The organism is Thermotoga caldifontis AZM44c09, assembly GCF_000828655.1.
Classification (GTDB): domain Bacteria; phylum Thermotogota; class Thermotogae; order Thermotogales; family DSM-5069; genus Pseudothermotoga_A; species Pseudothermotoga_A caldifontis.
In genome coordinates this window covers 1520854-1540349 of the sequence record NZ_AP014509.1, presented here as the reverse complement: position 1 = coordinate 1540349, position 19496 = coordinate 1520854, and the positions used below count along the sequence as shown (strand labels likewise).

Here is a 19496-nt window from a genome sequence, read left to right as displayed (position 1 = left end):
CTGGAGGCGTGTCCGAACTGGCTAAGGAGCCGGTCTTGAAAACCGGTGGGGGCGAAGCCCCCTTGTGGGTTCGAGTCCCACCGCCTCCGCCAGAACCCGTACACCAACGTTGGGAGGTCTGCCTATGCCACTCGTCAGTTCGAAGGAGATGTTTCAAAAAGCCTACGGCAAGTACGCCATAGGTGCGTTCAACGTCAACAACATGGAGATCCTTCAGGGTGTCATTGAAGCCGCGAAGGAAGAGAGAGCCCCCGTGATACTTCAGATCTCCGCCGGTGCGCGCAAGTACGCCAAGCAGGTTTATCTGATCAAGCTGATCCAGGCCGCCTTGGAAGACGCACCCGACATCCCCATCTGTGTCCATCTGGATCATGGAGATTCTTTCGAACTGTGCAAGGCCGTCATAGACACCGGCTTCTTCACTTCAGTCATGATCGATGGTTCGCACCTTCCTTTCGAGGAGAACGTCAAGCTCACGAAGCAGGTCGTCGATTACGCGCACGCACGCGGTGTCGTGGTTGAAGGGGAACTGGGAAGGCTCATTGGTGTTGAAGAACACGTCGTGGTGAGCGAAAGGGAAGCCTTCATGACGGATCCAGACAAGGCGGAGGAGTTCGTCGAGAGAACGAACGTCGATTCGCTCGCGATAGCGATCGGAACGAGCCACGGTGCGTACAAGTTCAAAGGAGAGCCCAGGCTCGATTTCGACAGACTCAGAGAGATCGCCAGCAGATTACCCGGCTTTCCATTAGTGCTCCACGGGGCTTCCAGCGTCCTTCCAGAGTTCGTAGAGAAAGTGAACAAGTACGGCGGAAAGATCGAGGGTGCCCAAGGTGTACCCGAGGAGATGATCCGAAAGGCCACCACGATGGGTATCTGCAAGGTGAACATAGACACCGACCTGAGGCTCGCGATGACCGCGACGATCAGAGAAGTCTTCGCACTGCATCCCGAGGAGTTCGACCCGAGGAAGTATCTGGGACCAGCGCGCGAGGCGATAAAACAGGTTGTGAAGCACAAGATGAGGAACGTCCTTGGTTGCAGCGGTCAAGCTTGAAAGAGCTTGGCCGCATCGCTCCAGAGTCCTTCGAGATCGTAAAACTCCCTCCCACGTGCCGTGAACACGTGGACGACGATGTCTCCCGCATCTATCAGCAGCCAGTCGTAACCTTCACCCTTGTCATAGTAGATCAGCGAGTGGTTGTTGAGCAGAAAAAACTCGACCACGGCATCTCTGAGTGTGTTCATGTGCGTTTGGGAGTTCGCCGTGGCGATCACGAAGAAATCTGCAGGCATCGGAGTTTTTCTCATATCGAGCACCACGGGATTGATCGCTTCTTTCTCGTTCAGCAGGTCAAAGAGCTTCTTCAAAAGTTCCATGACATCACTCCACGGTCACGCTCTTCGCCAGATTCCTCGGTTTGTCCGGATCGTGTCCCAAACTGTCCGCTATGTAGTAGGCGAACAGCTGGATCACTGGAGCCATCAGCACAGGATAGAGCTGTTCATGGTAGGTGTTCACGCTCAGCACGTCGTCGGCGATCTCGTTCACATCTTCGCAATCGTCGCTGGTGAGTGCGATCAGTTTTGCCTTTCGTGCCTTGCACTCTATCATGTTGTTCTTCACCTTGTTGTACAGGACATCGCACGGCGAAATCGCGAAAACTGGAAAATCCGGTCCGAGCAGCGCTATCGGTCCGTGTTTCAGTTCGCCCGCAGGGTAAGCAGTCGCATGGATGTAGCTGATCTCCTTGAGCTTCAGGGCGCCTTCGAGCGCTGTGGGATAACCGATGCCTCTTCCTATGTACATGAAGTGTTGAAAACCTTTGTACTTCAGAGCCACTTCCCTTATCTGCTCGGCCCTGCTGAGCGTCGCGTCCAGCACTTCCGGGAGCCTCAAAAGACCGTCGAGGATCCTTGCAGTGTTTTCATTCCATTCGCCTTTGAGTTCAACGATCTTCAATCCGAGCAGGTACAGAAGCACGAGCTGTGTCACATAACTCTTCGTCGCGGCGACGCTGATCTCCGGTCCGGCGTTCAACAGGAGTGTGAAATCGGATTCCCTCATCAATGTCGAGCCGACGACGTTGGTGACCGCCAGAATCTTCGCTCCTTTAGAACGTGCCAGCCTCACAGACTCGAGCGTGTCCGCAGTCTCTCCCGACTGAGAAACGGCGATCAGGATCGTTTTATCGTCGAAGTTTGGTCTTTTGTATCTGAACTCCGAAGAGACCTCCACATCCACGCTGACATCGCACAGATTCTCGAGAAAATACTTGAAAGACAGCGCCGCATAGCTACTCGTGCCGCATGCAACCACCTTCAAAACCTTCGAATTCTTGAGCGTTTCGTGCAGTTCTTCTATCTCTGGTAAGTTCACCCTGTTGTTCTTGATCCTTCCAGAGAGTGTCGCCGCAACCGCGGAGGGTTCCTCGAAGATCTCCTTGAGCATGTAATGCTTGTAGCCAGACTTCTGTGCCGTTTCGTAGGACCATTCCACCCTCAGCATCTTTCGATCCCTTTTTCTCCCCATCACGTCGAAGACCTCAAACCCGTGGTTGCTCACCCAGAACATGTCTCCATCCTCTAAGAACACCATGTCTCTGGAGTACTTCAACAAGGGCGTCACGTCCGAAGCGACACCTGCAACCTTTTCACCGATCGTCAAGATCAGTGGAGAACCTTTCCTCGCGCCCACTATGAGGTCTGGATGGTCCACGTGCATCACCGCTATGGCGAAGCTTCCTTCGAGCAGTTTCACAGCCTTTCGCACCGCCTCAACCAGGTCCGACGTGTAGTACTCTTCGATCAAGTGCGGGATCACTTCCGTGTCGGTGTCAGAGACGAACCTGTGGCCGACTTCTTCGAGCCTCCTTCGAAGCTCTTTGAAGTTCTCTATGATTCCATTGTGCACAACGCAGAGTCTGGTGTGGCAGTCCGTGTGAGGGTGCGCGTTGATATCGTTCGGTTCTCCGTGCGTCGCCCAGCGCGTGTGCGCGATGCCGATCGGGATCCTCTCACCGAGAAGCTGCGAGAGTTTTCCCTTGAGAACCTCCACCTTGCCCTTGTTCTTCTCTATGTGGAGGTCTGAATTTCGAAGAAAAGCAACGCCAGCCGAATCGTAACCCCTGTATTCGAGCCTCTCGAGAGCTTCCACAAGATCCGAAACGGTGACCTCACCCACCAACCCCACTATCCCGCACACGTGCGATCCCTCCGGCGATCTTCTCAACCAAGTCCATCTGCACTCCTTTCAGTGCGACCTCTAAAGCGTTTCTTATCGCTTTTCTGTCCGAAGAACCGTGCGCTTTCACGACCAAACCTCTCACACCGAGAATGAAACCTCCACCGTAGGTCCTCGGATCGAGCCTCTCCATCATCTTTCGCAGAGTCTTTGAGAGCATCAGCGCGCCGAGTTTTTCAAACAAACCCGCACTCTTGATCTCGTTCTTCAGCGTCGTGACGATCAATTTCGCGGTGCCTTCCATCGTCTTCATGGCCACGTTTCCAGAAAAGCCGTCGCACACGACCACGTCAACTTTTCCAGTGTTTATGTCGTGCCCCTCAACGTTTCCCAAGAAATTCTCGGGAAGGTGATCCTTCAAAAGCTGGAACGCCTCCTTCGTCGTTTCATCGCCCTTGGTCTCTTCCTCACCTACGTTGAGTAGCCCTACCTTCGGATTCTCTTTACCCAGCACCCTCGCGTACGCAACGCCCATGATCGCAAAATCCAGTATGTGCTCGGGTCTCACCCTGACGTTCGCACCCGCGTCTATGAGGACGGTGAAACCGTTGAGCGAGGGAACGGGAATCGCGAGCGCAGGCCTGTCGACCGTTTCAAGTCTACCAACTATGAGGGTCGCACCAGCAAGCAAAGCGCCGGTGTTTCCGGCGCTGACGAAGGCATCGATCCTCTTTTCCTTCAAAAGCTGAAGCCCCACGTGCATGGAAGAATTTTTTCTGCGGACGACTTCGGTCGGCTTGACGTCCATGGGAAGGAAGTCGCTCACTTCAACCTTTTCTACTCCGTCTATGCCGCTCAACGCTTCCTTCGTTCCGATCAGGACGAGTTCGCATTTTTTGTCTGCAAGGAACAACCTGGCGCCCTCAACGATTTCAACGGGCGCCCTGTCTCCTCCCATGACGTCAAGACCTATTCTCGGCATGCCTCACTCCGCTATCTCGAGGATCTGTCTGCCGTTGTAATAACCGCAGTGCAGGCAAACCCTGTGGGGCAACTTTGGCTGTCCACAGTTCGGGCACACGGCCATCGGCACGCGTATCGCCCTGTAGGTCTTTGCCCTCTTCATGTGGGTCCTCGATCTCGATCTCTTCTGTTTTGGGTTCGCCACGGTTCAGCCCTCCTTCGTCAGGTTCTGCTTCACGAGGAAGAGTTTTTTCCATCTCGGATCGAAGTCCTGCTCAACACATCTGTGGTTTTCCTCTTCGTTCAGATCGGCACCGCAGTAAGGACACAGTCCCTTACAGTTCTCGCTGCAGAGCACCTTCATCGGTATATCGACCACGATCGCTTCGATGATTCTGTCCGTCAGATCTATCTGGTCCGAATCGTAGTATAGCACGTTCCTGAGCGAGTTCAACTCCTCTTCTTCGCTCGTTGGCATCTGTGAGACTGGTTTGTACAGTGCTTCGATGGTGCCGTTGATCGGGAGAAGCACGGGTTTCAAGCACCTGTCGCACGGGTGCTCGATGACCGTCCTCGCGTAGCCACCAACCGCTATACCGTCACGGGCAGCGACCACGACGATCTTCACCTGAATCGGTTCGACGACCCTGCAGCGTGCATTCGGTGCGTCTATGTAGTCTGCTTCGAAGATACCGTTCAGGATCAGCCTTCTTTTGAGCAGAACGTCTTCAACGCTTATCGTCCAGTCCAACGCACTCACTCCGTTTCCATTTTACACCCTTGAAGATTTCCCATCAATTGTAAAGGCTTTTGAGGTGCAAATCATTACGAACGTGTTTCAGAACCATAGGTGACGGTTTTGAACTGCGACGATTCCGTGATGGTAAAATAAATCAGAAGAAGGAGTGATCCTTCTGGAATTTCTCAAGAAAGTCAGGGAGTTCATCACCAGGCTCCTCGAAAAGTGGAAGGCCCTGCCGACGGCGAGCAAGGTTCTGTTCGGAGGCATCATCGTTTCTATCTTCGTTGTCATCGTGATCATGACAGTTCTGCTCACCGCACCGGGTTACGTACCACTGGTGAGTGGCCTGTCCGAAGAACAGGCAGGCTACATAGTCCAGCAACTCGACGCCATGGGTATCAAGTACAGAGTCGAACCTGGCAGGATTCTGATTTCCAAGAAGTACAACGTCTACGAACTTCGTATGAGACTCGCCTCAGCGGGGATACTGGGACCGACAACGAGGGGCTTTGAAATTCTGGACCAGCAAAGCCTCGGTGCGACCAGCTTCGACAGGCAGGTTCGCTACCAGATAGCCCTGCAGGGAGAACTGGAAAGGAGCATCATGACGATCTCCGGGGTGAAGAGCGCACGCGTTCATTTGACGCTTCCCAAGTACACCTACTACGTGCGCGGCGAGATGACAGAACCAAGAGCGTCGGTGCTCGTGGTTCTGGAACCAGGAAAGGATCTGACCCAGCAGCAGATCAAGGGAATCATGCAGCTGGTCGCGGGTGCGGTTGAAGGGCTCAAGCTCGAAAATGTGCGCGTGATCGATCAGTACTCCCGCGTGTTGAGTGATAGGGTCACGACTTCGACGGAGATGCTCGTTGCAGCGGACAGAACTGAGCTGAAAATGAACCTTGAAAGCTATTACGCTAAGAAAGTCAAGCAAACTCTCGAAGCCGTGTTCGGGGTTGGCAGGGTCGAAGTGATTCCGGACGTAAAACTGGACTGGGAGAAGATCGAGCGGCAGATTACGAAATACGAGCCAATCGGCAGACAGGGTGGTTTGGTCAGGAGCCAGGAGCAGGAGACTGAAAAGAGTGTGAACATGCCGCCGGCGGGTGGCCCTGTGGGTACAGAATCGAACATTCCTCCCACCTATCCGAGCCTCACCCAGCAGGAAACGTCCACGTACGAGAGGACCAAGACGATCACGAATTACGAGCTCAGTTCGATAGTCGAGAACATCGTGCAGAACAGGGAAGGCGAGATACGCTCCGTATCCCTCTCGGTGATCATCGATGCTTCATCGACGGTTTTCAGCGGTTTCAACGAGGCTGAGATGAACAGGTGGGCCAAGATCGTTTCGGACCTGATCGAGAAGGGTATAGGTGCCAGCGCCACGGACCAGAGTTTGTCCGTGTCTGTGGCGTTCCTTCCGTTCGACAGGAGCGTGGAAGAGGAGTTCAGGAAGAGTCAGCTGGAAATGGAGCGACGCAGAAGGTACACGACGATGATGGTGGGTCTCGTCCTGCTCGCGGGCCTGTCGTTCATGCTGGTGTATTTGATCATCTTGCAGGTCAGACGTGTCAAAGCGAGGAAGGCTCTCGAGGCGAGAAAGGTGAGAATGGAAGAAGAGCTGAAACGAATGTTCGAAGAAGAGAAGGTGAAAGAGGTGGCAGTTTCTCCAGAAGAGAAAGCCATGCAGGAACTGCGTGAGAATCTGGAGAAGGTGTTCAGACAGGATCCCGCAGAGGTCGCGAGCATCATAAAACTCTGGTTGGCTGAGAGAGGGACCTGAGATGCCCGAGAAGAAGCAGCTCACGGGTAAGAGGAAGGCCGCGATCCTTCTGGTCATGCTCGGGCCGGAAAAGGCAGCCTCAGTGCTCAAGCACCTGGACGAATCCGATGTGGAGCAATTGACTATAGAAATAGCGAACCTCGGTAAGATTACGGACGAAGAGAAGAGGCAGGTACTGAGTGAATTTCAGGACATCACGCGTGCGAGAGAGATGATCTCTCAAGGCGGCATAGAGTACGCCAAGGAGGTGCTTCAAAAGGCGTTCGGACCGGAGAAGGCGATGAGGATCATAGAGCGGCTCGTTTCGAACCTTCAGGTGAAACCGTTCGACTTCCTGAGACAGGCGGATCCGTTGCAACTTGTGAACTTTTTACAGAACGAGCACCCGCAAACCGTCGCGGTGATACTGAGTTATCTGGAACCACAGCTTGCAGGAAGGATCCTCTCGGCTCTCCCGGAAGACCTGCAGGTCGAAGTGATAAAGAGGATCGCCCTGCTCGAACGCACCTCTCCCGATGTGATCAGGGACATCGAGAAGAACCTCGAACGCAAACTGTCTGGATTCGTCATGCAGACGTTCAGCCAAGTGGGTGGTGTGGACACCGCGGCTGAGATCATGAACAGCATAGACAGATCTTCCGAGCGGAAGATCATGGAAAAGCTTTCCTACGATTCGCCCGAGCTCGCCGAAGAGATACGCAAAAGGATGTTCGTGTTCGAAGACATCGTCAAACTGGACGATAGGTCGGTCCAGATCGTGCTCAGGGAAATCGAAACGCGCGATCTGGCTCTCGCGCTCAAGGGTGCTTCCGAAGAGGTGAAGCAGAAGATTTTCAAGAACATCTCCAAGCGTGCGGCACAGTTGCTGCAGGACGAGCTCGAATACATGGGACCCGTGAGGTTGAAAGACGTTGAAGAAGCACAGCAGAAGATCATAAACGTCATCAGAAGGTTGGAGGAAGCCGGCGAGATCATCATCGCACGCGGTGGAGGCGAGGAATTGATCGTATGATCATCAAGAAGAAGCAGCTCCTCATAGATGCACCCTGCATTGTGGGGAGGAAGGAAAAGCGGGAGAGCGATGATCCTCGTTTCGACCCCAACGTCGCGAAGAAGATCGTCGAAGAGGCTGAAGCGAGGGCTAACGAAATCTTGCGACAAGCACAGGCAGAAGCTTCAAAGATTCTGAACGAGGCGAAAGAGAAACAACAGAAAATGTTGCAGGAGATCGAGCTCGAAAGACAGCAGTTCAAAAAGCGCCTTTCGGAGAGCGCACAGCGTCTTGCTGTTCTTGTGTCGAACTTTCAAAGGCAGTTCGAACAGAAGAAAGATGAGATCTTCGAAGAGATGCTGACTGTGTTGAGAATTCTCATAGAGAAGATCGCATTCAGAGCGATCGATGAGACGGATTTTCGTGAGAAGATGAAGAAGGTCTTCGCGAAACTGTCGGAAGTCAGAAATGCGAGGGTGATGCTCAGCGAACAGGATATGAAGGACTTTCCAGAGATCGTCGAACAGTGTAAAGCCCTGGGTTTCGACGTGGTGAAATCTTCTGCTTTGAAACCAGGAGAGGTGCTCGTCGAGACCGACATCGGTGTGCTCGACGGAACCGCGAGGACCGCCACTAACCTGATCGAGAAGTTGATAGAGGAGGTCTTCGGCCCTGCCGGAACCGAAGGAGTTTCTCAAACAGTTCAGGGAGAAACTGAACGGTCTTGAATTTCCAAAGTACAACGGCAAGATCACCAGGATCGTGGGATTGACGGTCGAATCCATCGGGCCGGACGCGTCCCTCGGTGAAGTTTGCGAGGTGAACCTCGATTCGAAAAGGGCTCTCTGTGAGGTCGTCGGGTTCAAAGACGGCCGTGTTCTTTTGATGCCTCTCGAGGACATCTCTGGCGCAAAGCACGGCACGCTGGTCTTCGGAACGGGAAGACAGCTCGATGTTGCCGTGGGAGAAGACATGCTCGGCAGGGTCCTGGACGGTCTCGGCCGTCCGATCGATGGTAAACCCTTGCTCACCTCGAAAAGGTATCCTCTCGTCAGAACGGCTCCACATCCACTCAAAAGAATGCGCATCACAGAGCCCATTCCCGTTGGGGTTCGGGCGATCGACGGTTTCATAACGATCGGGAAAGGTCAGAGGATAGGTATCTTCGCCGGTAGCGGTGTTGGAAAAAGCACGCTGCTCGGTATGATAGCGAGAAACACCGTTGCCGATGTCAACGTTATAGCCCTGATAGGTGAGCGCGGAAGAGAAGTGAGGGAATTCATAGAAAAGGACCTCAAAGATGGACTCAAACGCTCCGTTGTTGTGGTTTCAACTTCGGATCAGCCGGCGTTGATGAGGGTCAAGGCGCTCTACACAGCGACCAGCATCGCGGAATTCTTCAGGGACTTGGGCCACAACGTTCTTCTCATGGTCGATTCACTCACCCGCTGGGCGATGGCACAACGGGAGATCGGTCTGGCCATAGGAGAACCTCCCACCACCAGAGGCTACACGCCGAGCGTGTTCGCGGGGCTTCCCAGCATTCTGGAAAGGGCAGGGAACTCGGACAAAGGAAGCATCACCGGCATATACACCGTCCTGGTGGAGGCTGACGATTTCAACGAGCCCATCTCCGACACGGTGAGGAGCATCGTGGATGGTCACATCGTGCTGTCCAGGAGGCTCGCCGAGATGAACCATTATCCGGCGATCGATGTGCTCGCGAGCATAAGCAGACTCATGATAGACATCGTGAGTGAAGAGCATCTCAACGCCAGCAGGACGTTGAGAAGTTTGATGGCTGCCTATCAGGAAGCCAAAGATTTGATCGACGTCGGTGCGTACAGACCCGGCTCGAACGAGCTGATAGACAAGGCCATAAAGATGAAAGGCCAGATCGACGCGTTTCTCAGACAGGACATCGACGAGAAACCAACCTTCGAAGAAACGGTTGAAAGACTCATAAAGCTCGCTTCGATGTGAGATCAGGATGACTGCGATCTGAGTGGGGCGATCTTCACGAGCTCGAGGTAGAAGATTTGATCGTAGGTTTCTTCTTTCATCACTTTGAAACCTCTCTCTCTGGAGATCTTTTTTACCAGTCCGCTCGGCTGTTCCCTTCGCCATTTGGTCACGTGGACCGTTCTGATCAGTTCGTGACCGGTGTCTATCAGCAGCGGAACGACAAAGAAGCTCTTGTGTGCCATCTTCTTTGGTATCGCCACGTCCCATATGTAGAGTTTCCCCCACTTTTTCAAAACGCGGTTCGCGTTCTCGATGATCGCTTCGTGTTTTGGCAGATAAAAGAACGTGAAGAAGAGGATCGCGGCGTCGAAGGTTTCTGGGGCAAAGGAAAGCTTCGTTGGGCTCATCACCAACCTGATCGACCTCGGGTCAGCCAGTTTCAAAAATTCTTCGTCCGTCGTCACGAAGACGGCTCTCTCTAAGAGAAACTTCGTGAACACGTCCTCAGCCCCGGTGTTGATGATGAGCACACGCTGACCATCTATTTCACAGTTCAACTTCAACGTTTGGTCCCTTACGCTGTAATAGCCTCCCATGGCATGAATCCAGTATAGCAGAACTCGTGTCGCAAAAAGTTAACTGTACGAACCAATTTCTGGCAAACCAATTCTGGTATGACTTGTTCGGTGAAGATCTTGAAGTACTCGATTTTGAAGCACTCAGTGGGTAAAATTGAGCTCAAGAAGATTTCAAGAAACCTTCTGAAACTCGCACTGCCATCGATGGCAGAGAATTCACTTCAGATGCTGTTCGGAATGGTTGACACGGCCTTCCTGGGTCACCTCTCATGGCAGGCCATGAGCGGGGCAGGTTTAGCGAACCAACTGATCTTCGTCTTCCAGGTTGTCATCGTTGCCGCATCCGTAGGTGTCAACGTGATCGTTTCGAACGCTACGGGTGTGAACAACAGACGCAAGGCCAGTCGTTCGTTGTGGAACGGTGTTCTTCTCTGTCTACTCTGGTCGGTGCTGCTCGCAGGTCTCGCACCTTTCTCTCACAACTTTCTTAAGATCTTCGGCCAGGTTGATGGGGCGGTTTTCCAACACGCCGTCACGTATCTGAGAACCATTCTACTCGGTATGAGCAGCATGTCGCTCATGGCGGTGCTTGGCGCCGCGCTGAGGGGTTCTGGTGATACAAAAACTCCCATGTTTGCGACCGGTTTTGCGAATCTGTTGAACATCTTTCTCGATTACGCCATGATCTTTGGAAAGTTCGGTTTTCCAAGGATGGAAGTCTTCGGAGCGGCACTCGCCACCGTCATCTCAAGGTTCGTCGGGGTGCTGGTGCTGTTCGTGGCGGTCTCGAAGAATCTGTATCTGGGCGAAAGGATCAAAAAGGCTATGAAACCGAGCCTTGAGGATCTTCGAGACATCGTTCGCGTGGGACTGCCTGCCGCGGGTGAGAACTTCATGTTCTCCTGTGGTTTGCTGGTCTTTGCGAGCATACTGCTGATGTCTGGTCCGATGGCCTACGCAGGTCACAGGATTGGAATAAACATCGAATCTCTCTCCTTCATGCCGGGATGGGGTATCTCTGTGGCCGTGACAACGCTCGCCGGTCAGTACAACGGCAGGCGCGAGCTCGAGAAGGTTTCCGCAGTGGCCAGGCAGGGTTTTTTGCTCGCAGCGCTCATACAGGTTTCTGCCGGGGCGTTCATATTCCTGTTTCCGGAGATCATGATAAGGCTTTTCACGAACCAAGCAGAAATCGTCGAGATCGCGAAGATTCCCGTCCGACTGGTGGGACTGTTCCAGATCTTTCTCGCACTCGAATCGAGCATGAACGGTGTGCTCAGAGCGACGGGGAACACAACCTTCAGCATGATCGTTTCTGCGGTTGCGATGTGGGCAGTGAGATTGCCTCTGGCTTACCTTTTCTCCGTGAAGTTGAAGCTGGGTCTGCTCGGAGCCTGGATGGGTATGGTGAGCGATATGAGCTTTCGAAGCCTCATGAAACTGCTCTTCTACATGTCCGGCGCCTGGGAAAGGGCCGCGCTGAAAGTGTCCTCCACCGTCAGGCACGTGGAAGGATCCGATCTTTCTTGATCATCCGTGATAGGTCACGGATGAGTCTGTACTCCTGAAGGGCTTTTTCGTTCTCTCCAATTCGTTCGTAGAGCATGGCGAGCTGTGTCCTCAGGTTCACGTCCGTTGGGTTCTTTTCCAGTTCTTTTCGGCACAGTTTTATTGCGAGTCTGTACGCTCTAAGAAACGCAAACAGTTTTATCTTCAACTTCCTCGGCATGAAAAACAACACCAGTGCGCACAGAAAGATCGATATAAGCAAAACTGGACGCGGCTGGACCTTTTCGAACCATAGAATCGGACGCTTGGCTGCGACGTCGATGTTCGATCTTCTGGCGATCTGATCGAGGAGCAGCTTGAGATTGTCCTTCTTCAGGCTCAGCTCGTTGAAGAGTCGTGAGAACCTTCTGTAATCTTCTTCTGAAATCTGCGATGCTGAAAACCTTTCAAGGCTCGTCATCAACTCGATGTACTTGCTCAGCTCGCTCTGGAACTGTGAACGAACCCCGTCGAGCTGTTCGGCGAGTACCATCAACCTGTAGAGCGCTGGATAATACTCTTCCCTATCTTTCATCCTTTCGCATTCCTGCCTGATGTTGCTGGCGATCTCTTGCCTGTTGGCAGAATTTCTCAGCAGGAACACCAGGTTCCATTCGAGCAAGAGTGGATCGTTCAGGAACGACCGCACAAGCCAGCTCGCAAAATTCTCAGGTACGTTCGGTTTATAACCGAGTTTCCACAGCGCGGAGACGATCGACAATTTCGAAAAATCTCCACGTTCAAAGTTCATCACGTCTTCTTTCAACTTTGGAAACAGCACGAAACATTCGTCCAGAAGATCTTCCCGAACCTGTTCCGTCTCTGAAAGCCTGCGGATGAATCCTTCCAGATCTTCACGGAGCACCGCTTCCCTGACAGGCTCGAATTCGGCGAGCCTTCTCTGAGCAGACAGTTTCCTTCCAATCTCCATCACCTGGTCCGAATCTGGCTCACGAACGATCCTTCGGATCAAATCCGACCAGCTCTTTTCGAGATCTTCCATCGTAGCCGCCAGCACGCTCGCTGTGAGGAAAACTATCGCGAGGAACAATCTCTTCGCTCTCACGTTTCTTCAAACCTGACCTTCAAGAAATGTTTGTAGAGGAGCGTGAAGAACGCAGCCATGGGTGCTCCGACGAAAACGCCCGCAAATCCGAAGATCATACCGCCGAGTACGATCGAAACGATCATCAGGACGGGATTGACCCTCATCGAGTTTTTCGTCAATTCGAAGAACAGAATGAAAACAAAAAGATGCAACCCGCTCGCGAGCACGAATACCCACAGGAACGTTTTCAAACCGAGTGTGAGCGAGAACAAAAGGATGGGTACCAGCTCGAGCGGTACGCCGACTATGGGAATGTAGTTCGTTATGAACGCCCACAGCCCGATGAGCGGTGCGTACCGCGGACTGATCAAGAGGAAAGTCACACCAAGGCCCAGACCGACTATCAGCGCGTTGAAGGTCAGCACGGCGATGAACTTTCTCATGCTGACCTTGAAGTCGTCCCAGAATTCGTTCACCACGGTCCTGCATTTCAGAGGGTACAGCTTTGGAACGAACTGCGCTATGCTACTGGCGTAGAAAGAAGCGTAAATGCCGAGAAGGATGGTGAAGAAGGTGACGACAATGAATTCCGGGACTCTTTGGGCAAACCACTTGAGCACGAATTCCACCAGTTTGTCCAGATATGGGAGCAAATAGTCTGCCAGATCGCTGAGCAGTCCTGCGAAGCCTTGTTTCGTTTCAAAGTACTGTTCCCACGTTTTCTCGCGGATCACCTTCGCTACCAAGTTGTAAAAATCCACAAACTGTGTGAAGGCCCTGGGTAACACCTCGACCAGCGCCCAGCCGAACAAGAAAAAGAAGAGAGCCAGCGCGAGGATCGTGGCGAGCTTCTTGTGTGACAGTCTGAAAACCTTTCTGAACACGTTTGCGATGGCGTCGACCACCATCACGAGTATGAAGCTGAACAGGCAGATCTGGAAGAAGGATCTGAAAACGATCCACAGAAACATCACTATCGCGGTGTAAAAGAGCGTGTAGTACAAAGCGATGTTCCTCTCTCTCACACCGTTCCCCTCCCGACGAGAGACGTCTTGCTGTTTCGAACCTTGAGCAGAGAGATCGGCACCATGAGCATCGAAACCACGAAGAGAACAACCAGTTGCGCGGTTATGCTTTCACCCAGTGGCAGTATCAACAGGTATCTGAGCGCCACGCCACAGGCCCAGGCGAATCCCATCACCGTTGAGGACGCGAGTGCCGCGTTTTCGGGCATCAACTGCTGAGCGTGTGCAACGTTCGTTGACATCGTGAGATAACCACAGCCGTTCACGAGCAGATAACCCACGATCAGACCGACGGGTGAAGTGGGAAACGAGAGTATCAGAACACCCATCGCCATACCGCTGAAGCTCACCACGTTCGTGATGTGGTTACCGAACCTTTCGCTCATCCACGTACCGAGTAGCGTCGTCGCGACACCGAGTCCAACTCCCAGACTGAGCAACAGTCCTCCAAACACGAGCGGAAGGTTCCTCTTACTGGCTATGATCGGACCGTAGGTGTTCGAGAGCGAGATTATCAGGGTTCTGACCGTGACGATGAACCAAAGAATGCCTATCTTCCTGAGTCCTTGCAAGTTCTCTTTGAAACTCAACCCGTCGTTCACCCTGCTCGCGTTCACTCTTTCCGGCTCTCTGAGGTACAGAAACGAAAAAACGATCGCCGCGACAAGCGACACGATCCACATCCTCTCAAAACTGTACCGTGAGACATACTGCGTCACGAAGATTGGTCCCAAAGCCGTTCCTAAGGTTCCTGCCGCCACGAAGATCGAAAGAAAGTAAGGGCTGCTTCCCCTCGCCATGACCGCACCGATGGGATGAAAGGCAGAATTTCCAAAGAACGCTGCTAAGAAGAGCAAAAGTAGCACACTAAGGTTCGGTGAAAATCCCACGAACGCCATCGCACCGATCGTTAAGAGCATGCTGACCAGTAATCCACGCTTCAAGCTTTCGAGTTTCGAAGCGATCATTCCGAAGACGATTTGGAATATCGACGAGAAAAAACTCACAGAAGTTATCAGCAAAGCTATCTCCTTCACGCCAACGCTGAACCTCTGCATGAAATACGGAGCCAGTGGATTCAGGAACGAGACGAAGAAATCCGTCACGAAATGGGATACGATTGCGAGCAGGTTTATTTTCCTTCACCTCCGAGCTTCGTGATCAAGCTGGCCACGAGTTGTCTGAACGCTTTCTCTACCTCGCTGCCTCTCATGTGCATTATCGCGTTCTTTCCGACATCGAGAAACTCTGCGAGCTTCGGTTCAAGCGGTATCGTGGCCAGGCACTCCAAACCAAGGAGTTCTGAAAGCACACTCGAAGAGTCCCTGCCGAAGATGTCTATCCTTCCCCCACAGTGCGGGCAGATCGTGTAGGCCATGTTGTTAACGAATCCGAGCACCCGCTGACCCATCTCTTCGGTGAAATGAACGGCCCGCGTCACGTCGTCCAGCGCGACTCTTTGCGGGGTCGTGACGAGGACGACCCCGTCGAGCTCGACGAGCTGCATCAGACTCAAAGCCTCATCTCCAGTTCCGGGTGGAAGGTCGAATATCATGAAGTCCTGCTCCCCCCACACCGTGTCGGACAGGAACTGCTGGATCGCGGAGTGTTTCAAAGGTCCCCTCCAGGCGACCGCTCGATCCCGATCGACCAGCATCCCGATCGAGAGCACGACCATGTTCGGTCCGTACTTAACGGGCACGATCATACCTTCCTGAACCGACGGGCTTTCTTCGATACCGAGCATCCGCGGTATGTTCGGTCCGTGCAGGTCCAGATCCAACAGTGCCACTTTGAAACCTTCCTCAGCCAGCGCGACCGCGACGTTCACGGCCACAGTGGTCTTTCCGACACCACCTTTACCGCTCAGGATAGCTATTTTGTGCCTTATTCGTGCCATATTCTCTTGCAACTTCTTTTGCCTTTCTTTGATCTGCTCGAAACGTTTGTTCGTTTCCACGTTCTCACCTCTTCTCTATTTTACACAGTCCTGATGATAAAATGAATTGGGAGGAAAGGGCTTTTGGAACCTCTGAGAGTGGAGAACCTGACGGTCGTTCTCAACGGACAGGAGATCCTCAAAGACGTCAGCTTCTCCATAAAGAAGCAGGGTTTGTACGTGATCGTGGGACCAAACGGTGGGGGCAAGACTACCTTAGTGAAGACGATCATGAATCTTCTCAGTCCGACGCGTGGAAGCGTTCACATCTTCGGCAAACCCAACCACGAATACCTTCGGGAAAACGTTGTGGGGTATCTGCCGCAGAAAGCGAACGTCAGAAAGTTTTTCCCCATACGGGTGTACGACGTCGTGAGGATGGGCCTTCGTGAAAAGAGAAACGAAAAAGAGCTGATCGCGTGGGCACTGGAGAAAGTCGGGATGCAGGAGTTCGTTCACGCCAACTTTTCCACCCTCAGTGGAGGACAGCAGCAAAGAGTTCTCATCGCCAGAGCCATCGTTTCGCGTCCGAAACTGCTCGTGCTCGATGAACCTGTCACGGGCCTGGACTACCAGAGTCAGAACGAATTCTATTCTCTGCTCAAATCTTTGGTCGAGGAAGGCACAACCGTATTGATGGTGACACACGATGTTGGCTTTGCGATGGATTTCAGTGATCAGGTATTCTGCATAAACGGCAAACTCGTCTGCCACGTTTCATCAGAGGAGAAGCTCCCGATGGACTATTTCTTGCTCAAACTCTACGGCTACAATGTGAAGCCGTTGACGCACAGGCACGGTGAAGAAGAATGACGAGCTTTTTGAGCCTCTATCAGAAATCCCTTCTGGCCGGCGTGTTGACCGCGATCGTGACCGCGATCATGGGGATCCATGTGGTGTTCCGAAGGATGGCTTTCTACGGTGACGCGATCGCGCACGTGGCCTTCGCCGCGGCCGCCATAGGTGCGACGCTGGGAACATCGAGCTTTCTCAGTGCCCTGGTTCTGTCGGTGGTCGTTTCGCTCGTCCTGGGCAGCGTTTCTAAAAAGAGTATCGGCGAGGATACGGCGATCGGTGTACTCTTTTCGCTCACGATGGCCGTTGGCATCGTGCTCTTCTCGATCTCGAAGGAGCAGAGGAGTCTGATGTCCTATCTCTTTGGCGACGTTCTGGCCATCACGAACCGCGATCTTCTGTACCTTCTGCTCGTCACAGGTTCGGTCATCGTTTTCGATCTTCTGTTCAGAGACATTCTGGTTCAGTTCACGTTCGACGAAGACTTCACCAGGCTCATGCATCCAAAAGTAAATCTCGTGTACAGACTTTTCCTCGCGATCCTCGCAGTCACCGTTGTTGTCGCCGTTCAAACCGTCGGTGTGATACTCGTCTCGGCGTTCCTGATCATCCCGGCCGCGACCGCCACGTCGCTTCTCAACGATTACAAGAAGGTGTTTTTGCTGGCCCCAGTGCTTTCTTCAGCGAGCGTTGTAGTTGGGCTTCTTTTGTCCCTCCAGATCGATGCTCCTCCCGGGGCGCTCATCGTGCTGGTGCAGGGAGCAACGTTCTTCACGACGCTGTTTTTGAGAAGGTGATCGGAGTGTATCTGCTTTCGAGGGATTTCGTGTTCGATGCCGCGCACAACCTGGAGCGATACAGAGGAAAGTGCGAGAATCTGCACGGTCACACCTACCGATTGCGCGTGACGCTGATCGGTGAGCCCGACGAAGAGGGCATGATCATCGATTTCGTCGAGCTCAAGCAGATCGTGACGCAGCACGTTCTTTCCCTGCTGGACCACAGCTATCTGAACAGGATCATCCCGCAGCCCACGGCGGAGAACATAGCTAAGTGGGTGTGGGACAGGCTCGAACCTTTGTTGAGGAACGAAAAAAGGAGGCTGTACGAAGTGACTGTCTGGGAAACGGCAGAATCCTTCGTCACTTACAGGGGAGTGAACGATGAAGGACGTGCAGAGCCAGAGGGACGATAGGAACGTTTATCTGCAGAGAGTCGGTATAAGAAATCTTTCCTATCCCATCACGGTGATGGACAAAACCAATGGCTATCAGGACACCGTCGCCAGGATAAACATGTACGTCGATCTTCCCGAGCATTTCCGTGGCACGCACATGAGCAGGTTCGTCGAGGTCCTGAACAGATACAGACTCGGGATCGATCCAAAACTGATCAGGCAGATGCTCGAGGAGTTGAGGGGCAAACTGAAGGCTTCCACCGCCAGGGTTGAGATAGAGTTTCCCTATTTCATATTGAAGAAGGCTCCCGTTTCAAACCAGAAAAGTTTCCTGAGCTACACGTGCAGGATCGAAGGTCAGAAGACGCGCGAAAAGTACGACTTCATCGTCAGCGTCGGCGTTCCCGTGCTCACGTTGTGCCCGTGCTCGAAGGAGATAAGTGAGCGGGGTGCGCACAACCAGAGGGCGATCGTCTGGATCCACATAAGATCGAAGAAACTGGTCTGGTTCGAAGAACTCATCGAGTACGCAGAACAGGCGGCGAGTGCCCCGATTTATACTATACTCAAGAGGCCTGACGAAAAGTTCATCACGGAGAAGGCTTACGACAATCCCAGGTTCGTGGAAGACGTGGCCAGGGAGATCGCCCTGAAACTGAACGCCGACGAGAGGATCTTCTGGTACAAAGTCGAGGTCGAGAGTTTCGAATCCATCCACGCGCACAACGCCTACGCGTGCGTGACGAAGTACAAGGAGGAATGAAGATGCGCATCGAGGTTCTCGACAGAGGTTTTGTCGAGCTGATCGACCACATGGGTGATGATACATCCGTGGTCAGGGCCGCCAGGATCTGCCACGCTTCACAGCCGGGCGATGAGGAACAGGACAGGCGCCTGATCGAATTCTTGATGAAGAATCGTCACGAAACTCCCTTCGAACACGTCACCTTCACGTTCCACATCAAATGTCCCATCTTCGTCGCCAGGCAGTGGATGAGGCACAGGATCGCTTCCTACAACGAGCTCAGCGGTCGTTACACCGAGTACGAAGACGAGTTCTACCTTCCAGGTAAGGAAAGGCTCGATGAGCAGTCCATACAGAAGATGAAGGAGGTTTACGAATTCTCATACAAAACTTACCAGGAACTGGTCGAATCGGGTGTGCGTAAAGAAATCGCGCGCATGGTGCTACCAACGGCGCTTTACACCCGGTTCATCTGGACGGTCAACGCCAGGAGTTTGATGAACTTTCTCTCACTCCGTGCTGACTCGCACGCCCAGTGGGAGATGCAGCAGTACGCGCTCGCCGTCGCGCAGATCTTCAAAGCGATCTGTCCGAAGAGTTACGACGCGTTCGTCAGGTACTCCTACAGGGGCGATCTGCTGAAGGGGTGATTCCGATGAAACTGACAGAGATCCTCTCCGAGCTCAGGGCGAAGGTTGTGGCCAACGCTCAAAAGGTCGATCAGCTGGAGTTCGAACGTGCAGCCGCCTCGGACCTGATGAGCGAAGTCCTCGCGATCGCGAAGCCCGATGCGATCCTGATCACTGGCCTGTGTACACCCCAGGTCATCAGGACTGCCGATGTGGTGGGTATACCCGCGGTGGTGATCGTCAGGAGGGAGAATGTCCCTGCCGAGACCATCGAGATGGCTGAGTCCAGCGGGATCGTGCTCGCTGTGACCAGGATGTCCATGTTCGAAGCGTGCGGCAGGCTCTACGCGAAAGGTATCAGACCCATCTGGGAAGTGTGAA

Annotated in this window: 22 protein-coding genes and 1 tRNA gene; 13 read left to right on the top strand and 10 right to left on the bottom strand. The window is 53.2% G+C overall.

Annotation, left to right across the window (positions count from 1 at the left end; genetic code table 11):
* The first annotated feature begins 2 nt into the window (after positions 1–2).
* Positions 3–92, top strand: a tRNA-Ser gene (locus TSP01S_RS07640).
* A gap of 32 nt (positions 93–124) precedes the next feature.
* Positions 125–1057 (top strand): class II fructose-1,6-bisphosphate aldolase, encoded by a 933-nt coding sequence (gene fba / locus TSP01S_RS07635; protein ID WP_041077513.1) that lies wholly within the window; start codon positions 125–127, stop codon positions 1055–1057.
* On the opposite strand, the gene rsfS is transcribed toward fba, so the two are convergent.
* From rsfS to TSP01S_RS07610, 5 genes are read right to left on the bottom strand one after another with little or no spacing between them, the layout of a single operon-like run.
* A complete protein-coding gene (rsfS, locus tag TSP01S_RS07630) occupies positions 1048–1380 on the bottom strand; it encodes a ribosome silencing factor (protein ID WP_041077511.1) in 333 nt (110 codons plus the stop codon). The two genes, fba and rsfS, sit on opposite strands and share 10 nt — an antisense overlap.
* 4 nt (positions 1381–1384) lie before the next feature.
* Positions 1385–3205 (bottom strand): glutamine--fructose-6-phosphate transaminase (isomerizing), encoded by a 1821-nt coding sequence (gene glmS, locus TSP01S_RS07625; protein WP_041077509.1) that lies wholly within the window; start codon positions 3203–3205, stop codon positions 1385–1387.
* Positions 3177–4166, bottom strand: coding sequence for a phosphate acyltransferase PlsX (plsX, locus tag TSP01S_RS07620; protein WP_041077507.1), 990 nt, complete (start codon positions 4164–4166; stop codon positions 3177–3179). Before plsX ends, glmS begins: the two co-directional genes overlap by 29 nt.
* Positions 4167–4169: 3 nt before the next feature.
* Entirely contained in the window at positions 4170–4352 is a 183-nt protein-coding gene (rpmF, locus tag TSP01S_RS07615; protein ID WP_041077505.1) for a 50S ribosomal protein L32, read from the bottom strand.
* Between the two features lie 3 nt (positions 4353–4355).
* Positions 4356–4907 carry a YceD family protein gene (locus TSP01S_RS07610; protein WP_144380651.1) on the bottom strand — a complete coding sequence of 184 codons (552 nt, stop codon included), beginning with the start codon at positions 4905–4907 and terminating at the stop codon, positions 4356–4358.
* Between the two features lie 154 nt (positions 4908–5061).
* Here TSP01S_RS07610 and fliF point away from each other — a divergent pair, with 154 nt between their 5' ends.
* Genes fliF through fliI form a run of 4 tightly spaced genes read left to right on the top strand, consistent with a single transcriptional unit; the run spans position 5062 to position 9649 of the window.
* Positions 5062–6675, top strand: a complete 1614-nt coding sequence (gene fliF, locus TSP01S_RS07605) for a flagellar basal-body MS-ring/collar protein FliF (protein ID WP_041078633.1) — start codon at positions 5062–5064, stop codon at positions 6673–6675.
* Position 6676: 1 nt separating this feature from the next.
* Positions 6677–7687 carry a flagellar motor switch protein FliG gene (gene fliG / locus TSP01S_RS07600; protein ID WP_041077501.1) on the top strand — a complete coding sequence of 337 codons (1011 nt, stop codon included), beginning with the start codon at positions 6677–6679 and terminating at the stop codon, positions 7685–7687.
* The gene (locus tag TSP01S_RS07595) at positions 7684–8394 is read left to right on the top strand and encodes a FliH/SctL family protein (protein WP_041077499.1); all 711 of its coding nucleotides are present in this window, start codon (positions 7684–7686) and stop codon (positions 8392–8394) included. Before fliG ends, TSP01S_RS07595 begins: the two co-directional genes overlap by 4 nt.
* Positions 8381–9649 (top strand): flagellar protein export ATPase FliI, encoded by a 1269-nt coding sequence (gene fliI, locus TSP01S_RS07590; RefSeq protein ID WP_041077497.1) that lies wholly within the window; start codon positions 8381–8383, stop codon positions 9647–9649. Before TSP01S_RS07595 ends, fliI begins: the two co-directional genes overlap by 14 nt.
* Positions 9650–9651: 2 nt before the next feature.
* On the opposite strand, the gene TSP01S_RS07585 is transcribed toward fliI, so the two are convergent.
* Positions 9652–10194, bottom strand: a complete 543-nt coding sequence (locus TSP01S_RS07585) for a class I SAM-dependent methyltransferase (protein WP_231848545.1) — start codon at positions 10192–10194, stop codon at positions 9652–9654.
* A 132-nt stretch (positions 10195–10326) separates the two neighbouring features.
* On the opposite strand from TSP01S_RS07585, the gene TSP01S_RS07580 reads away from it, so the two are divergent.
* Positions 10327–11739: an MATE family efflux transporter gene (locus TSP01S_RS07580; protein WP_041077493.1), complete on the top strand. Its 1413-nt coding sequence runs from the start codon at positions 10327–10329 to the stop codon at positions 11737–11739.
* On the opposite strand, the gene TSP01S_RS07575 is transcribed toward TSP01S_RS07580, so the two are convergent.
* From TSP01S_RS07575 to TSP01S_RS07560, 4 genes are read right to left on the bottom strand one after another with little or no spacing between them, the layout of a single operon-like run.
* Positions 11708–12823: a tetratricopeptide repeat protein gene (locus TSP01S_RS07575; protein ID WP_144380650.1), complete on the bottom strand. Its 1116-nt coding sequence runs from the start codon at positions 12821–12823 to the stop codon at positions 11708–11710. The genes TSP01S_RS07580 and TSP01S_RS07575 overlap by 32 nt on opposite strands.
* Positions 12820–13830 (bottom strand): AI-2E family transporter, encoded by a 1011-nt coding sequence (locus TSP01S_RS07570; protein ID WP_041077490.1) that lies wholly within the window; start codon positions 13828–13830, stop codon positions 12820–12822. Before TSP01S_RS07570 ends, TSP01S_RS07575 begins: the two co-directional genes overlap by 4 nt.
* A complete protein-coding gene (locus tag TSP01S_RS07565) occupies positions 13827–14936 on the bottom strand; it encodes an MFS transporter (RefSeq protein WP_041077489.1) in 1110 nt (369 codons plus the stop codon). Before TSP01S_RS07565 ends, TSP01S_RS07570 begins: the two co-directional genes overlap by 4 nt.
* Positions 14937–14962: 26 nt before the next feature.
* Positions 14963–15730 (bottom strand): Mrp/NBP35 family ATP-binding protein, encoded by a 768-nt coding sequence (locus TSP01S_RS07560; protein ID WP_041078631.1) that lies wholly within the window; start codon positions 15728–15730, stop codon positions 14963–14965.
* Between the two features lie 123 nt (positions 15731–15853).
* Here TSP01S_RS07560 and TSP01S_RS07555 point away from each other — a divergent pair, with 123 nt between their 5' ends.
* From TSP01S_RS07555 to TSP01S_RS07530, 6 genes are read left to right on the top strand one after another with little or no spacing between them, the layout of a single operon-like run.
* Positions 15854–16582, top strand: coding sequence for a metal ABC transporter ATP-binding protein (locus tag TSP01S_RS07555; protein WP_041077488.1), 729 nt, complete (start codon positions 15854–15856; stop codon positions 16580–16582).
* Positions 16579–17361 (top strand): metal ABC transporter permease, encoded by a 783-nt coding sequence (locus TSP01S_RS07550; protein ID WP_041077487.1) that lies wholly within the window; start codon positions 16579–16581, stop codon positions 17359–17361. Before TSP01S_RS07555 ends, TSP01S_RS07550 begins: the two co-directional genes overlap by 4 nt.
* 5 nt (positions 17362–17366) lie before the next feature.
* Positions 17367–17759, top strand: coding sequence for a 6-carboxytetrahydropterin synthase QueD (gene queD / locus TSP01S_RS07545; RefSeq protein WP_041077485.1), 393 nt, complete (start codon positions 17367–17369; stop codon positions 17757–17759).
* The gene (folE2, locus tag TSP01S_RS07540) at positions 17728–18504 is read left to right on the top strand and encodes a GTP cyclohydrolase FolE2 (protein ID WP_041077483.1); all 777 of its coding nucleotides are present in this window, start codon (positions 17728–17730) and stop codon (positions 18502–18504) included. Before queD ends, folE2 begins: the two co-directional genes overlap by 32 nt.
* 2 nt (positions 18505–18506) lie before the next feature.
* Positions 18507–19136 (top strand): FAD-dependent thymidylate synthase, encoded by a 630-nt coding sequence (gene thyX, locus TSP01S_RS07535; RefSeq protein WP_041077481.1) that lies wholly within the window; start codon positions 18507–18509, stop codon positions 19134–19136.
* Positions 19137–19141: 5 nt separating this feature from the next.
* Positions 19142–19495 (top strand): hypothetical protein, encoded by a 354-nt coding sequence (locus tag TSP01S_RS07530; RefSeq protein WP_041077479.1) that lies wholly within the window; start codon positions 19142–19144, stop codon positions 19493–19495.
* Position 19496: the final 1 nt, after the last annotated feature.

Excerpts from the sequence above, each read along its gene's own strand:
- thyX (WP_041077481.1), top strand. The coding sequence starts at position 18,507 with ATGCGCATCGAGGTTCTCGACAGAGGTTTTGTCGAGCTGATCGACCAC.
- fba (WP_041077513.1), top strand. The coding sequence starts at position 125 with ATGCCACTCGTCAGTTCGAAGGAGATGTTTCAAAAAGCCTACGGCAAG.
- TSP01S_RS07595 (WP_041077499.1), top strand. The coding sequence starts at position 7,684 with ATGATCATCAAGAAGAAGCAGCTCCTCATAGATGCACCCTGCATTGTG.
- TSP01S_RS07560 (WP_041078631.1), bottom strand. The coding sequence starts at position 15,730 with ATGGCACGAATAAGGCACAAAATAGCTATCCTGAGCGGTAAAGGTGGT.
- TSP01S_RS07530 (WP_041077479.1), top strand. The coding sequence starts at position 19,142 with ATGAAACTGACAGAGATCCTCTCCGAGCTCAGGGCGAAGGTTGTGGCC.
- folE2 (WP_041077483.1), top strand. The coding sequence starts at position 17,728 with ATGAAGGACGTGCAGAGCCAGAGGGACGATAGGAACGTTTATCTGCAG.
- rsfS (WP_041077511.1), bottom strand. The coding sequence starts at position 1,380 with ATGGAACTTTTGAAGAAGCTCTTTGACCTGCTGAACGAGAAAGAAGCG.
- plsX (WP_041077507.1), bottom strand. The coding sequence starts at position 4,166 with ATGCCGAGAATAGGTCTTGACGTCATGGGAGGAGACAGGGCGCCCGTT.
- TSP01S_RS07550 (WP_041077487.1), top strand. The coding sequence starts at position 16,579 with ATGACGAGCTTTTTGAGCCTCTATCAGAAATCCCTTCTGGCCGGCGTG.
- fliG (WP_041077501.1), top strand. The coding sequence starts at position 6,677 with ATGCCCGAGAAGAAGCAGCTCACGGGTAAGAGGAAGGCCGCGATCCTT.